Source organism: Enterobacter cloacae complex sp. GF14B (assembly GCF_004136805.1).
GTDB lineage: Bacteria > Pseudomonadota > Gammaproteobacteria > Enterobacterales > Enterobacteriaceae > Enterobacter > Enterobacter hormaechei_C.
Map to the genome: position 1 here is coordinate 78862 of NZ_QFRV01000002.1, position 14626 is coordinate 93487.

At 55.4% G+C, this 14626-nt stretch carries 12 protein-coding genes; 9 read left to right on the forward strand and 3 right to left on the reverse strand.

The genetic code is table 11. From position 1 onward, the window contains the following. Positions 1-17: 17 nt before the first annotated feature. The 9 genes from infB to mtr all read left to right on the forward strand — a co-directional run bounded on the left by infB (position 18) and on the right by mtr (position 11429). Positions 18-2705, forward strand: a complete 2688-nt coding sequence (gene infB, locus DD606_RS01200; protein ID WP_003861796.1) for a translation initiation factor IF-2 — start codon at positions 18-20, stop codon at positions 2703-2705. A gap of 106 nt (positions 2706-2811) precedes the next feature. Further along, on the forward strand, positions 2812-3216 hold the full coding sequence (gene rbfA / locus DD606_RS01205; RefSeq protein WP_003861793.1) for a 30S ribosome-binding factor RbfA: 405 nt from the start codon (positions 2812-2814) through the stop codon (positions 3214-3216). Beyond that, positions 3216-4166, forward strand: coding sequence for a tRNA pseudouridine(55) synthase TruB (truB, locus tag DD606_RS01210; protein ID WP_003861791.1), 951 nt, complete (start codon positions 3216-3218; stop codon positions 4164-4166). Before rbfA ends, truB begins: the two co-directional genes overlap by 1 nt. Before the next feature lie 154 nt (positions 4167-4320). After that, positions 4321-4590, forward strand: coding sequence for a 30S ribosomal protein S15 (gene rpsO, locus DD606_RS01215; RefSeq protein ID WP_003861789.1), 270 nt, complete (start codon positions 4321-4323; stop codon positions 4588-4590). A 242-nt stretch (positions 4591-4832) separates the two neighbouring features. Then, positions 4833-6971 carry a polyribonucleotide nucleotidyltransferase gene (gene pnp / locus DD606_RS01220; protein ID WP_003861786.1) on the forward strand — a complete coding sequence of 713 codons (2139 nt, stop codon included), beginning with the start codon at positions 4833-4835 and terminating at the stop codon, positions 6969-6971. Positions 6972-7081: 110 nt separating this feature from the next. After that, positions 7082-7966, forward strand: coding sequence for a lipoprotein NlpI (gene nlpI, locus DD606_RS01225; protein ID WP_003861782.1), 885 nt, complete (start codon positions 7082-7084; stop codon positions 7964-7966). Positions 7967-8073: 107 nt separating this feature from the next. Further along, positions 8074-8154, forward strand: a complete 81-nt coding sequence (yrbN, locus tag DD606_RS01230) for a protein YrbN (RefSeq protein WP_097397692.1) — start codon at positions 8074-8076, stop codon at positions 8152-8154. Further along, positions 8147-10042, forward strand: a complete 1896-nt coding sequence (locus tag DD606_RS01235) for a DEAD/DEAH family ATP-dependent RNA helicase (RefSeq protein WP_003861780.1) — start codon at positions 8147-8149, stop codon at positions 10040-10042. The genes yrbN and DD606_RS01235 overlap by 8 nt, the downstream gene beginning before the upstream one ends. A gap of 142 nt (positions 10043-10184) precedes the next feature. After that, complete coding sequence (gene mtr / locus DD606_RS01240) at positions 10185-11429, forward strand: tryptophan permease (RefSeq protein WP_003861779.1); 1245 nt, start codon at positions 10185-10187, stop codon at positions 11427-11429. A gap of 100 nt (positions 11430-11529) precedes the next feature. Here mtr and DD606_RS01245 read toward each other — a convergent pair whose 3' ends face one another. The 3 genes from DD606_RS01245 to DD606_RS01255 all read right to left on the reverse strand — a co-directional run bounded on the left by DD606_RS01245 (position 11530) and on the right by DD606_RS01255 (position 14497). Next, positions 11530-12537, reverse strand: coding sequence for an LLM class flavin-dependent oxidoreductase (locus DD606_RS01245; protein ID WP_003861777.1), 1008 nt, complete (start codon positions 12535-12537; stop codon positions 11530-11532). Between the two features lie 78 nt (positions 12538-12615). Then, on the reverse strand, positions 12616-13494 hold the full coding sequence (locus DD606_RS01250) for a U32 family peptidase (RefSeq protein ID WP_045347166.1): 879 nt from the start codon (positions 13492-13494) through the stop codon (positions 12616-12618). A 7-nt stretch (positions 13495-13501) separates the two neighbouring features. Next, positions 13502-14497, reverse strand: a complete 996-nt coding sequence (locus tag DD606_RS01255) for a peptidase U32 family protein (RefSeq protein WP_003861773.1) — start codon at positions 14495-14497, stop codon at positions 13502-13504. Between the last annotated feature and the right edge of the window lie 129 nt (positions 14498-14626).

Below are 14626 nucleotides of genomic sequence, written 5' to 3' on the forward strand. Positions count from 1 at the left end.
TAGCAGGAAGGAACAGCATGACTGATGTAACTGTAAAATCGCTGGCTGCTGAGATTCAGACCTCCGTGGACCGCCTGGTACAGCAATTTGCTGATGCAGGGATCCCGAAGTCCGCTGATGACTCGGTGACCGCGCAAGAAAAACAAACCTTGTTAGCGCACCTGAACCGTGAACACGGCTCTACGCCTGACAAGTTAACGCTACAGCGTAAAACGCGTAGCACGTTGAACATCCCTGGTACCGGTGGCAAAAGCAAGTCGGTACAAATTGAAGTCCGCAAGACGCGCACCTTTGTAAAACGTGATCCGCAAGAGGCAGAACGCCTTGCCGCGGAAGAGCAGGCACAGCGTGAAGCGGAAGAACAAGCTCAGCGTGAGGCAGAAGCCACTGCCAAACGTGAAGCAGAATTAAAAGCTGAACGTGAGGCCGCAGAAAAAGCGAAACGCGACGCCGGTGAAAAAGCGAAGCGTGACGCTGCGGAAAAAGACAAAGTGAGCAATCAACAGACCGACGAAATGACCAAAACTGCCCAGGCTGAAAAAGCCCGCCGTGAAAATGAAGCTGCCGAGCTGAAGCGTAAAGCGGAAGAAGAAGCCCGCCGCAAGCTTGAAGAAGAAGCTCGCCGCGTCGCCGAAGAAGCGCGTCGCATGGCAGAAGAAAACGAGAAGAATGGTGTGAATACCGCTGAACCAACTGAAGATACCAGCGATTATCACGTCACCACGTCTCAGCATGCGCGTCAGGCAGAAGACGACAACGACCGCGAAGTAGAAGGTGGTCGTGGTCGTACTCGCAGTGCAAAAGCTGCGCGTCCTGCGAAAAAAGGTAACAAACACGCTGAATCAAAAGCTGACCGTGAAGAAGCGCGTGCAGCGGTTCGCGGCGGTAAAGGCGGCAAGCGTAAAGGTTCCGCTCTCCAGCAGGGCTTCCAGAAGCCTGCTCAGGCCGTTAACCGTGACGTTGTGATCGGCGAAACTATCACCGTTGGCGAACTGGCTAACAAAATGGCGGTGAAAGGCTCTCAGGTCATCAAAGCGATGATGAAACTGGGCGCAATGGCCACCATTAACCAGGTCATCGACCAGGAAACCGCACAGCTGGTTGCCGAAGAGATGGGCCACAAAGTTATCCTGCGTCGTGAAAACGAGCTGGAAGAAGCAGTAATGAGCGACCGTGATACGGGCGCAGCGGCTGAACCGCGCGCACCGGTTGTGACCATCATGGGTCACGTTGACCACGGTAAAACCTCTCTGCTTGACTACATCCGTTCTACTAAGGTTGCCTCCGGCGAAGCGGGTGGTATTACCCAGCACATCGGTGCTTACCACGTAGAAACCGAAAACGGCATGATCACCTTCCTGGATACCCCAGGCCACGCAGCGTTTACCTCAATGCGTGCTCGTGGTGCTCAGGCAACGGATATCGTTGTTCTGGTTGTTGCTGCCGACGATGGCGTGATGCCACAGACCATTGAAGCTATCCAGCACGCGAAAGCGGCGCAGGTGCCTCTGGTTGTTGCAGTCAACAAAATCGATAAGCCAGAAGCTGATATGGATCGCGTGAAGAACGAACTGTCCCAGTACGGCGTTATGCCGGAAGAGTGGGGCGGTGAAGCACAGTTCATCCCTGTATCTGCAAAAGCAGGTACCGGTATCGACGACCTGCTGAACGCTATCCTGCTTCAGGCTGAAGTTCTGGAGCTGAAAGCGGTTCGTAAAGGTATGGCGAGCGGCGCGGTAATCGAATCCTTCCTGGATAAAGGTCGTGGTCCGGTTGCAACCGTTCTGGTTCGCGAAGGTACTCTGCACAAGGGCGACATCGTTCTGTGTGGTTTCGAATACGGTCGCGTTCGCGCGATGCGTAACGAACTGGGTCAGGAAGTGCTGGAAGCGGGTCCGTCCATTCCAGTGGAAATCCTGGGGCTGTCCGGTGTTCCGGCTGCCGGTGACGAAGTAACCGTCGTACGTGACGAGAAGAAAGCGCGTGAAGTCGCTCTGTATCGTCAGGGTAAATTCCGTGAAGTGAAGCTGGCTCGTCAGCAGAAATCTAAACTCGAGAATATGTTCGCCAACATGACCGAAGGCGAAGTTCACGAAGTGAACGTTGTTCTGAAAGCGGACGTTCAGGGTTCTGTGGAAGCGATCTCCGACTCCTTGCTGAAACTGTCTACCGACGAAGTGAAAGTGAAGATCATCGGTTCTGGCGTAGGTGGTATCACCGAAACCGACGCAACTCTGGCAGCAGCGTCAAACGCGATCCTGGTTGGCTTCAACGTTCGTGCTGACGCATCTGCGCGTAAAGTGATTGATGCTGAAAGCCTGGATCTGCGTTACTACTCCGTCATCTATAACCTGATTGACGAAGTGAAAGCAGCGATGAGCGGCATGCTGTCTCCTGAGCTGAAACAGCAGATCATCGGTCTGGCTGAAGTACGTGACGTGTTCAAATCACCGAAATTCGGTGCGATCGCGGGCTGTATGGTTACCGAAGGGACCATTAAGCGTCACAACCCAATCCGCGTACTGCGCGACAACGTGGTTATCTACGAAGGTGAGCTGGAATCCCTGCGCCGCTTCAAAGATGACGTTAACGAAGTTCGTAACGGCATGGAATGTGGTATCGGCGTGAAGAACTACAACGACGTTCGCGTTGGCGATATGATCGAAGTGTTCGAGATCATCGAAATTCAGCGTACCATCGCGTAATCTTCGTCAACTGAAGATTAATTAGCGTAGGCCGGGTAAGCGAAGCGCCACCCGGCAGTAATTTTAAAAAGGGGCTTAAGCCCCTTTTTTGTCTGGAGAATTTATTATGGCGAAAGAATTTGGTCGCCCACAGCGCGTCGCGCAGGAGATGCAGAAAGAGATCGCTCTCATTCTGCAACGTGAAATCAAAGATCCACGCGTGGGTATGATGACCACCGTGTCTGGCGTGGAAATGTCCCGCGACCTGGCGTACGCCAAAGTGTTTGTAACTTTCCTGAATGATCAGGATGAAGACGCTGTGAAGAACGGCATTAAAGCGTTGCAGGAAGCCTCTGGTTTCATTCGCTCTCTGCTTGGCAAAGCGATGCGCCTGCGTATCGTGCCAGAGCTGACCTTCTTCTACGACAACTCGCTGGTTGAAGGTATGCGTATGTCCAACCTGGTGACCAGCGTGGTGAAACATGACGATGAGCGTCGTGTTAACCCGGCGGACGACAGCAAGGAGGACTGATGAGTCGTCCTCGTCGTCGCGGTCGTGACGTGCATGGCGTGCTCTTGCTGGATAAACCACAGGGCGCATCCAGCAACGACGTGCTGCAAAAAGTGAAGCGTATTTATAACGCCAACCGAGCAGGGCACACTGGCGCGCTGGATCCGCTGGCAACCGGCATGCTGCCGATCTGCCTGGGGGAAGCGACAAAGTTTTCCCAGTACCTGCTGGATTCCGATAAGCGCTACCGCGTGATTGCCAAACTGGGCCAGCGTACGGATACCTCCGATGCAGATGGCCAGGTGGTGGAAGAGCGCCCGGTGACCTTCAGCGCAGAGCAACTTGATGCGGCGCTGGACAGCTTCCGTGGTGATACGCTACAGGTGCCGTCGATGTATTCGGCGCTGAAATATCAGGGCAAAAAGCTCTACGAATATGCACGTCAGGGCATTGAGGTTCCGCGCGAAGCTCGTCCGATTACAGTGTATGAGCTGCTGTTCATTCGTCACGAAGGTGATGAACTCGAGCTGGAAGTACACTGTTCGAAAGGGACCTATATCCGCACCATCATTGATGACCTCGGTGAAAAGCTGGGCTGCGGCGCGCATGTGATTTATCTGCGTCGTCTGGCGGTCAGCAAATATCCGGTCGAACGCATGGTGACGCTTGAGCATCTGCACGCCCTGATTGAGCAGGCGCAAGCGCAGGGCGTTGCGCCGGCCGATCTGCTGGACCCGCTGCTGATGCCAATGGACAGTCCGGCAGTGGACTTCCCGGTTGTTAATCTTCCTTTAACATCGTCCGTTTACTTTAAGAACGGAAACCCGGTTCGCACAACGGGGGCACCGCTTGAGGGCCTGGTACGCGTGACGGAAGGTGACGAAGGGAAATTCATCGGTATGGGCGAAATGGACGGCGAAGGGCGTGTGGCGCCGCGTCGTCTGGTCGTCGAATATCCGGTCGAAGCGTGACGGTGATAACGCCTTACCTTGCGATAAGCAGGGGAGACGAGTAGAATATCGCCGCTTAACGCCTGGTAAATTGTTTAACAATCTGCGGGGCGTACATGGGATAGCTGAATTAGAGATCGGCATCCTTACATTCTTTATACTTTGGAGTTTGAAAATGTCTCTAAGCGTTGAAGCTAAAGCTAAAATCGTTTCTGAGTTTGGTCGTGGTACTAACGACAGCGGTTCTACCGAAGTTCAGGTTGCACTGCTGACTGCACAGATTAACCACCTGCAAGGTCACTTTGCAGAGCACAAAAAAGATCACCACAGCCGTCGTGGTCTGCTGCGTATGGTTTCTCAGCGTCGTAAACTGCTCGACTACCTGAAGCGTAAAGATGTTGCACGCTACACCGCGCTGATCGAGCGTCTGGGTCTGCGTCGCTAATTCTTGCGAGTTTCAGAAAAGGGGGCCTGATGGCCCCTTTTTTCAACCAGACGGCAGCAATTCAATGGAAACTATTGTATTGTTGCTATAAATGATCTTCATTGCAGAGGTTCGCGCGGCTAATGAGAGGCTTCACCCATGGGGGTGTCGGTTGTCATTAGTCGCGAGGATGCGAAGAAGGTCGGGTTAAATCGTCAGCACACCTGAGGTGTGCTTTCAAACATTTAAGAAAGGACAGAACTTTGCTGAATCCGATCGTTCGTAAATTCCAGTATGGTCAGCATACCGTCACGCTGGAAACCGGCATGATGGCGCGTCAGGCTACTGCTGCCGTTATGGTAAGCATGGATGACACTGCTGTATTCGTTACCGTAGTTGGCCAGAAAAAAGCTAAACCAGGTCAGGACTTCTTCCCACTGACCGTTAACTACCAGGAGCGTACCTACGCTGCCGGTAAAATCCCAGGTGGCTTCTTCCGTCGTGAAGGCCGTCCAAGCGAAGGCGAAACCCTGATCGCGCGTCTGATTGACCGCCCGGTTCGTCCGCTGTTCCCGGAAGGCTTCGTGAACGAAGTGCAGGTTATCGCAACCGTTGTTTCCGTTAACCCGCAGGTTAACCCGGACATCGTTGCGATGATCGGTGCGTCTGCTGCCCTGTCACTGTCTGGTATTCCATTCAATGGTCCAATCGGTGCTGCGCGCGTGGGTTACATCAATGATCAGTACGTGCTGAACCCAACTCAGGAAGAGCTGAAAGAGAGTAAGCTGGACCTGGTTGTCGCCGGTACTGAAGCCGCGGTGCTGATGGTTGAATCCGAAGCTGAACTGCTGAGCGAAGACCAGATGCTGGGCGCTGTGGTCTTCGGCCACGACCAGCAGCAGGTTGTTATCCAGAACATCAACGACCTGGTGAAAGAAGCCGGTAAACCACGTTGGGACTGGCAGCCAGAAGCGGCCAACGACGCGCTGAACGCACGCGTTGCTGCACTGGCAGAATCTCGTCTGAGCGACGCATACCGCATCACCGACAAACAGGAGCGCTATGCTCAGGTTGATGTGATCAAATCTGAAGTAACCGCGACCCTGGTTGCCGAAGACGAAACGCTGGACGCTAACGAAATTGGTGAAATCCTGCATGCCATCGAGAAAAACGTTGTTCGTAGCCGCGTACTGGCAGGCGAGCCGCGTATTGATGGCCGTGAAAAAGACATGATCCGTGGTCTGGACGTGCGTACTGGCGTACTGCCACGTACTCACGGTTCTGCGCTGTTCACCCGTGGTGAAACGCAGGCGCTGGTAACCGCGACCCTGGGTACTGCACGTGACGCACAGATCATCGACGAACTGATGGGCGAGCGCACTGACAGCTTCCTGTTCCACTACAACTTCCCTCCGTACTCTGTGGGCGAAACCGGTATGGTTGGCTCACCGAAGCGTCGTGAAATTGGTCACGGTCGTCTGGCGAAGCGCGGCGTGCTGGCAGTGATGCCAGAAGCAGACAAATTCCCGTACACCGTACGTGTGGTGTCTGAAATCACTGAATCCAACGGTTCTTCTTCCATGGCTTCCGTGTGTGGTGCTTCTCTGGCGCTGATGGATGCAGGCGTGCCAATTAAAGCCGCCGTTGCGGGTATCGCAATGGGTCTGGTGAAAGAAGGCGACAACTACGTTGTTCTGTCTGACATTCTGGGTGATGAAGACCACCTGGGTGATATGGACTTCAAAGTGGCGGGTTCCCGCGACGGTATCTCTGCCTTGCAGATGGATATCAAAATTGAAGGTATCACCAAAGAGATCATGCAGGTTGCTCTGAACCAGGCTAAAGGTGCGCGTCTGCACATCCTGGGCGTGATGGAACAGGCTATCAACGCGCCACGCGGTGATATCTCTGAATTCGCTCCGCGTATTCACACCATCAAGATCAATCCAGACAAGATCAAAGATGTTATCGGTAAGGGCGGTTCCGTTATCCGTGCACTGACCGAAGAGACGGGCACCACCATCGAAATCGAAGATGACGGTACTGTGAAGATCGCAGCAACCGACGGCGAGAAAGCGAAATACGCTATCCGTCGTATCGAAGAGATCACGGCAGAAATCGAAGTGGGCCGTATCTACAATGGTAAAGTGACCCGTATCGTTGACTTTGGCGCATTCGTTGCCATCGGTGGCGGTAAAGAAGGTCTGGTACACATCTCTCAGATCGCTGACAAGCGCGTTGAGAAAGTGACCGATTACCTGCAAATGGGTCAGGAAGTACCGGTGAAAGTTCTGGAAGTTGACCGCCAGGGCCGTATCCGTCTGAGCATTAAAGAAGCAACCGAGCAGTCTCAGCCTGCTGCGGCGCCGGAAGCTCCGGCTGCTGAACAGCAAGGCGAGTAAGGTTGCCATTTGCCCTCCGCGCAGGCGGAGGGCTTATTATCAGGCAGGACGCCTTGTTAAGCCGCCGGGGGACAGGACGTTCATCCAATAGTTGTCTTCGGGAGTGGGAAATGAAGCCTTTTTTGCGCTGGTGTTTCGTTGCGACAGCTTTAACGCTGGCAGGATGCAGCAACTCTGCCTGGCGTAAGAGCGAAGTCCTCGCAGTGCCATTGCAACCGACTTTGCAGCAGGAAGTCATTCTGGCACGCATGGAACAAATACTTGCCAGTCGGGCTTTAACCGATGACGAACGCGCACAGCTTTTATATGAGCGCGGAGTGTTGTATGATAGTCTCGGTCTGAGGGCACTGGCGCGAAATGATTTTTCACAAGCGCTGGCGATTCGACCTGATATGCCTGAAGTATTCAATTACTTAGGCATTTATTTAACGCAGGCAGGCAATTTTGATGCTGCCTATGAAGCGTTTGATTCTGTACTTGAGCTTGATCCAACTTACAACTACGCGCACTTGAATCGCGGTATCGCATTGTATTACGGCGGACGTGATAAGTTAGCGCAAGATGATCTGCTGGCGTTTTATCAAGACGATCCTAATGATCCTTTCCGCAGCCTGTGGCTTTACATCGTTGAGCAGAAGCTTGATGAGAAGCAGGCCAAAGAAGCACTGAAACAGCGCTTCGAGAAATCGGACAAGGAACAGTGGGGATGGAACATTGTCGAGTTCTACCTGGGCAACATTAGCGAAGCAACGCTGATGGAACGCCTCAAGGCGGACGCAACGGATAACACCTCGCTCGCTGAGCATCTCAGTGAAACCAACTTCTATTTAGGTAAGTACTACCTAAGTCTGGGGGATATGGACAGCGCTACGGCACTGTTCAAATTAGCGGTTGCTAACAACGTACATAACTTCGTTGAGCACCGTTATGCATTGTTGGAATTATCGCTCTTGGGCCAGGAGCAAGACGACCTGGCAGAATCGGACCAGCAATAGCTGACGACATAAACATCAGCCCGTAATCTTTTGATTGCCATCACCTTCACTGGTGAGGGCGTTGTTGTTCGTCAATACACCTAATTTGAGCCGGTTCACACTTTTCAATGAAAATTGCTAATCATTTTCACGATGAGCTAAGTAGACTGGCCGCCATTAATATCGAGGCACTTGTACTACATGGCTGAATTCGAAACCACTTTTGCAGATCTGGGCCTGAAGGCTCCTATCCTTGAAGCCCTTAACGATCTGGGTTACGAAAAACCATCTCCGATCCAGGCTGAGTGTATCCCACACCTGCTTTCTGGTCGTGACGTGCTGGGCATGGCCCAGACTGGTAGCGGTAAAACCGCAGCATTCTCGCTGCCGCTGCTGAACAACATTGATCCGGACCTGCGCGCGCCGCAGATCCTCGTCCTGGCTCCAACCCGTGAACTGGCTGTTCAGGTTGCTGAAGCCATGACGGAATTCTCTAAACATATGCGCGGCGTAAACGTGGTAGCCCTGTACGGCGGCCAGCGTTATGACGTGCAGTTACGCGCCCTGCGCCAGGGTCCACAGATTGTTGTCGGTACGCCGGGCCGTCTGCTGGATCACCTGAAGCGCGGTACCCTGGATCTCTCTAAACTGAGCGGCCTGGTACTGGACGAAGCCGATGAAATGCTGCGTATGGGCTTCATCGAAGACGTAGAAACCATCATGGCGCAGATCCCGGAAGGTCATCAGACCGCTCTGTTCTCTGCAACTATGCCAGAAGCGATCCGTCGCATTACCCGCCGCTTCATGAAAGAGCCGCAGGAAGTGCGCATTCAGTCCAGCGTGACCACTCGCCCGGACATCAGCCAGAGCTACTGGTCTGTATACGGCATGCGCAAAAACGAAGCGCTGGTGCGTTTCCTGGAAGCGGAAGATTTTGATGCGGCGATTATCTTCGTTCGTACCAAAAACGCGACCCTGGAAGTGGCTGAAGCCCTGGAGCGTAGCGGCTACAACAGCGCAGCGCTGAACGGCGACATGAACCAGGCCCTGCGTGAGCAGACTCTGGAGCGTCTGAAAGACGGTCGTCTGGATATCCTGATTGCAACCGACGTGGCAGCACGTGGCCTGGACGTTGAGCGTATCAGCCTGGTTGTAAACTACGATATCCCAATGGACTCCGAGTCTTACGTTCACCGTATCGGCCGTACCGGTCGTGCGGGGCGTGCGGGCCGTGCGCTGCTGTTCGTTGAGAACCGCGAGCGTCGTCTGCTGCGTAACATTGAACGCACCATGAAGCTGACCATTCCAGAAGCTGAGCTGCCAAACGCAGAACTGCTGGGCAAACGCCGTCTGGAAAAATTCGCCGCGAAAGTACAGCAGCAGCTGGAAAGCAGCGATCTGGATCAGTACCGTGCACTGCTGTCCCAGATCCAGCCTGTCGCTGAAGGCGAAGAGCTGGACATGGAAACCCTGGCCGCAGCACTGCTGAAAATGGCGCAGGGCGAACGTAGCCTGATCGTGCCACCTGATGCGCCGATGCGTCCTAAGCGTGAGTTCCGTGACCGTGACGATCGTTTCGAACGTCGTGGCGACCGTAACGACCGTGGTCCACGCGGTGACCGTCCAGAGCGTGGTGGTGAAGACCGTCCACGTCGCGAGCGTCGTGACGCTGGCGAAATGGAACTGTATCGCATTGAAGTGGGCCGTGATGATGGTGTTGAAGTTCGTCACATCGTTGGCGCGATCGCTAACGAAGGCGACATCAGCAGCCGTTACATTGGTAACATCAAGCTGTTCGGTTCCCACTCCACCATCGAGCTGCCAAAAGGCATGCCGGGCGAAGTACTGCAACACTTTACTCGCACCCGCATCCTGAACAAGCCGATGAACATGCAGCTGCTGGGCGATGCACAGCCACGTCCTGACCGTGGCGGCGAACGTCGTGGCGGTGGTCGCGGTTTCGGTGGCGAGCGTCGTGAAGGCGGTCGCAGCGAAGGTCGCGGTGGTGAAGGCCGTCGTTTCTCCGGCGAGCGCCGCGAAAACCGTGGTCCACGCCGTGAAGAAGGTGCCAGCCGTCGTCGTTTCGGTGACGCGTAAGCCTTTCGCTTCTGACGTAAAGTAAAATATACAGCCCCGATAGTCGCTATCGGGGCTTTTTTTATTCCTTTTGTACTCTTGTACTGGTACAGTGCAGCACATTAAAATGCAGAACCACATTTTTCACTGGAGATAAGGCCGCATGGCAACACTAACCACCACCCAAACGTCACCTTCGCTGCTTGGCGGCGTGGTGATCATCGGCGGAACCATCATTGGTGCCGGGATGTTTTCCCTGCCTGTGGTCATGTCCGGTGCGTGGTTCTTCTGGTCGCTGGCGGCGCTGGTTTTCACCTGGTTCTGCATGCTCCATTCCGGGCTGATGATCCTTGAAGCAAACCTGAACTATCGCATTGGCTCCAGCTTCGACACCCTCACCCGGGATCTGTTGGGCAAAGGCTGGAACCTGGTGAACGGGCTGTCCATCGCGTTTGTACTCTATATCCTGACCTACGCGTACATTTCAGCGAGCGGGTCGATTCTGCATCACACCTTCTCAGAGATGTCGCTGAACGTTCCGGCGCGTCTGGCGGGTCTCTGCTTCGCGCTGGGCGTGGCGTTTATCGTCTGGATGAGCACCAAAGCGGTCAGCCGCATGACGGCAATCGTGCTGGGCGCAAAGGTCATCACCTTCTTTCTTACCTTCGGCAGCCTGCTGGGGCACGTCACGCCGGCCACGCTGTTTAACGTTGCCGAAACGAACACCTCTTATACGCCGTACCTGCTGATGACCCTGCCGTTCTGTCTGGCGTCGTTTGGCTACCACGGTAACGTACCGAGCCTGATGAAGTACTACGGCAAGGATCCGCGCACCATCGTGAAATGCCTGGTTTACGGCACGCTGCTGGCGCTGGCGCTGTATGTGATCTGGCTGCTGGGGACGATGGGTAACATCCCGCGTCCGGAATTTATCGGCATTGCGCAGAAGGGCGGTAACATTGATGTGCTGGTACAGGCGCTGGGCGGCGTGCTGAACAGCCGCAGCCTGGATCTGCTTCTGGTGGTCTTCTCGAACTTTGCGGTGGCGAGTTCATTCCTCGGCGTGACGCTGGGCCTGTTTGACTACCTGGCGGATCTGTTTGGTTTTGATGACTCTGCGACGGGGCGCTTCAAAACGGCGCTGTTGACCTTCCTGCCGCCGATTGTGGGCGGCCTGCTGTGGCCGAACGGTTTCCTGTACGCCATCGGCTATGCGGGACTGGCGGCCACCATCTGGGCGGCGATTGTACCGGCGCTGCTGGCGCGCAAATCACGTAAGCGCTTCGGCAGCCCGAAATTCCGCGTCTGGGGCGGAAAGCCGATGATTGCGCTGATTCTGGTATTTGGTATCGGCAACGCGGTGGTCCACGTGCTGTCGAGTTTTAATCTGTTGCCTGTGTATCAGTAAAACGTGCGGTCTGAACCCCTCACCCCGGCCCTCTGCCGCAGGGAGAGGGAGAAAAGAATGTAGGCCCGGTAAGCGAAGCGCCACCGGGCAAAGCAAAAAACTACCCCACCAACTCCTCTTTCACCTGCATTGCCAAATCAAACGAATGCAGACGCGCCTGGTGATCGAAAATCTGGCCGTTAACCATAATCTCATCCGCCTGGGTTTCACGCAGCACCGACTCCAGCCCGTGACGCACTTTCGCCTTATCACCTACCAGCGACATACTCAGAGCCTGCTGCACGCCATACTGCTCGGAGGCCGACCATAGCTGATGCATATTCTCTACCGGCGGCGGCAGCTGGCCCGTCTCACCGCGACGCAGCTTCACAAACGCCTGCTGCATGGAGGTGAACAGGAATTCCGCGTCGCGGTTGCTGTCGGCGGCAATGATATTGATACACACCATCGCGTACGGTTTCTCCAGACGCTCGGACGGTTTGAAGTGCGTGCGGTAGAGATGCAGCGCCTGATGCAGCATATCCGGTGCGAAATGCGAGGCAAACGCAAACGGCAGCCCCAACTGGGCGGCGAGCTGCGCGCTGTACAGACTTGAGCCTAACAGCCATACCGGGATCTTTTCCCCGTACCCCGGCACAGGACGCACGTGCGGGTTCGGATCCCGCGCGTCAAACCAGTCCACCAGCTCCGCCACATCGCGCGGGAAGTTATCGATATCGCCGCTCATATGGCGACGCAGGGCGCGCATGGTCGGCTGGTCGCTGCCCGGCGCGCGGCCAAGCCCTAAATCAATACGGCCCGGATAGAGGGTATTCAGCGTCCCGAACTGCTCAGCAATCACCAGCGGGGCGTGGTTTGGCAGCATCACGCCGCCGGAGCCCAGGTGCAGTGTGGTGGTATTCGCCGCCAGATAGCCAATCAGCACCGAGGTGGCGGCGCTGGCGATGCCCACCATATTGTGGTGCTCCGCCAGCCAGTAGCGGTGATAGCCGCGCTTTTCGGCAAGCTGAGCAAGATCGAGAGAGTGCGTGAAGGCTTCTCTGGCCGAGGAGCCTTGTGGGATCGGCGCCAGATCCAGCACCGAAAACGGAATGGTTTTGTCAGTCATAACAGCTCACTTTGTCGACGGTCAATCTTTAATACTGTATTAAAAAATGATAACCGTTGTTAACAAAGTGAGCCTTTTTTATGCCTGCAATTCCAGCCCGGCGAGACGTCGCCAGTAACCGTTGCAGTCGCTGTTTGCCGTCAGAGGCAGCGGAGCAGCGCCATTTTCGTTGGCGCGGAAGGCGTCCAGCATGGCGAATACGCCGGTATCCAGCGGCGAAAGACGCACCATATCCACCAGCCCGTGCATTGATGCCAGTTCGTTGCCGAGGTTATAGACGTAACCGCTCATGGTCTGAATGCCGTTAAGAACAAACACCTGCTGATTCTCCTGCGACAGCATGCTGCGTCCGTTCGGGTACTTAATGCAGCAGGTTTCGCACTCGTCTTTCGGACGATCTTCGGAACGTGCGGTGAAGCAGCGGGCAGAGTAGGCCAGCGGCAGATGCCCATAGCTCAGAACTTCCACTTCAAACTTGTTGCGAATGCCCAGCTCTTCGCACTGTGTAAGCAGGTTGGCCAGCCAGTCGCGGGAGAGTTCAACCGGCATGCACCAGCGGGTCATCCCCTGTTTGAGCAGCAGGCGCAGGGTCACGGCGTTATAGCAGTTCAGGGCATGTCCGGCGACAAACGGCAGCTTACGTTCGGCGCACATGTTCACCACGCCCAGGTCGCTCGCCTCCAGCAGGAACTCACCGTTTTCGACGTAGCGCTTCAGCTCGCCCAGTTCAGAGGACGCCTGCACCAGCGCCAGCGTCGAGAGCACCACCTGCTTGCCGCTGCCGGCCAGGCTTTTCGCCATATCCAGCCAGTCGCCCACTTTGGTGGCGCGGCGCTTGCTGCACACCGCTTCGCCGAGGTAAATCACATCGGCGCTGCTGGTGGCGGCCTGCTGGTAAAAATCTTCCAGCGTCTCTTTTGACCAGTAGTAAAGCACCGGCCCTAATGAATATTTCATGATTTTCTCACTGCCATTTACGGTGATACGCGCCGAGCGTGGTTTGGGTGCCTTCGGACATCGCGCCGAGCGTCTCCATCCATGCCGCCTGCGGAGCGTAGTTTTGCGGGTCCGCCATGCAGCGGTCGATGGCCTGACGCCACACCTTTGCCACCTGGCTCACGTAGGCCGGGCTGCGCTGGCGGCCTTCGATTTTCACCGAGGCAATATTGGCGGCCAGCAGCTCTGGCAGCAGTTCCAGCGTGTTGAGGCTGGTGGGCTCCTCCAGCGCGTGGTAGCGCTCACCGTCCACCAGATATCGGCCTTTGCACAGCGTCGGGTAGCCCGCGTTTTCACCGTCCTGATAGCGGTCAATTAACACATCATTCAGGCGTGACTCCAGTCCCTGCGGCGTTTGCTGCCAGCGAACGAAGCGGGCAGGCGAGCAGGCGCCGACGGTATTTGGCGATTCGCCGGTCAAATACGAGGAAAGATAGCAGCGGCCTTCGGCCATGATGCACAGGCTGCCGAAGGCAAAAACCTCCAGCGGCACTGGCGTGACGCGCGCCAGTTGCTTAACCTGATGAATAGAGAGTACGCGCGGCAGCACTACGCGAGCCACGTCAAAGTGTCGATGATAAAAACGGACGGCCTCTTCATTGGTGGCCGATGCCTGAACAGAGACATGGCGCTCAATATGCGGATAACGTTCTGCCGCATACTCAAGCATGGCGAGATCGGCCAGGATCAGCGCATCGGCGCCCAGCTGGGCCGCCATATCCACGGCGCGCTGCCAGCGGGCATAGCCATCAGGATGGGCAAAGGTATTGATGGCGATGTGCAGTTTGCGCCGGTGCTGGTGGACGAAGTTAACGGCTTCCTGAAGCTTTTTCTCCGTAAAGTTAAGACCCGCAAAATGGCGGGCGTTGGTATCATCTTTCAGCCCGATATAGACCGCATCGGCCCCATTTTCGATGGCCGCCTTAAGCGCCGGAAGGTTTCCGGCAGGGCAGAGCAGCTCCATAATTTATCCCGATGTTGTCGATCGCAGGGATCGTAAAAAATGTTAACGAGCTGGGATTTTAATTAACCCATACGCGACAATTTTTGATTTAAGGCAGCTAATGGCGTATTGATGGCACCAATAATGAGG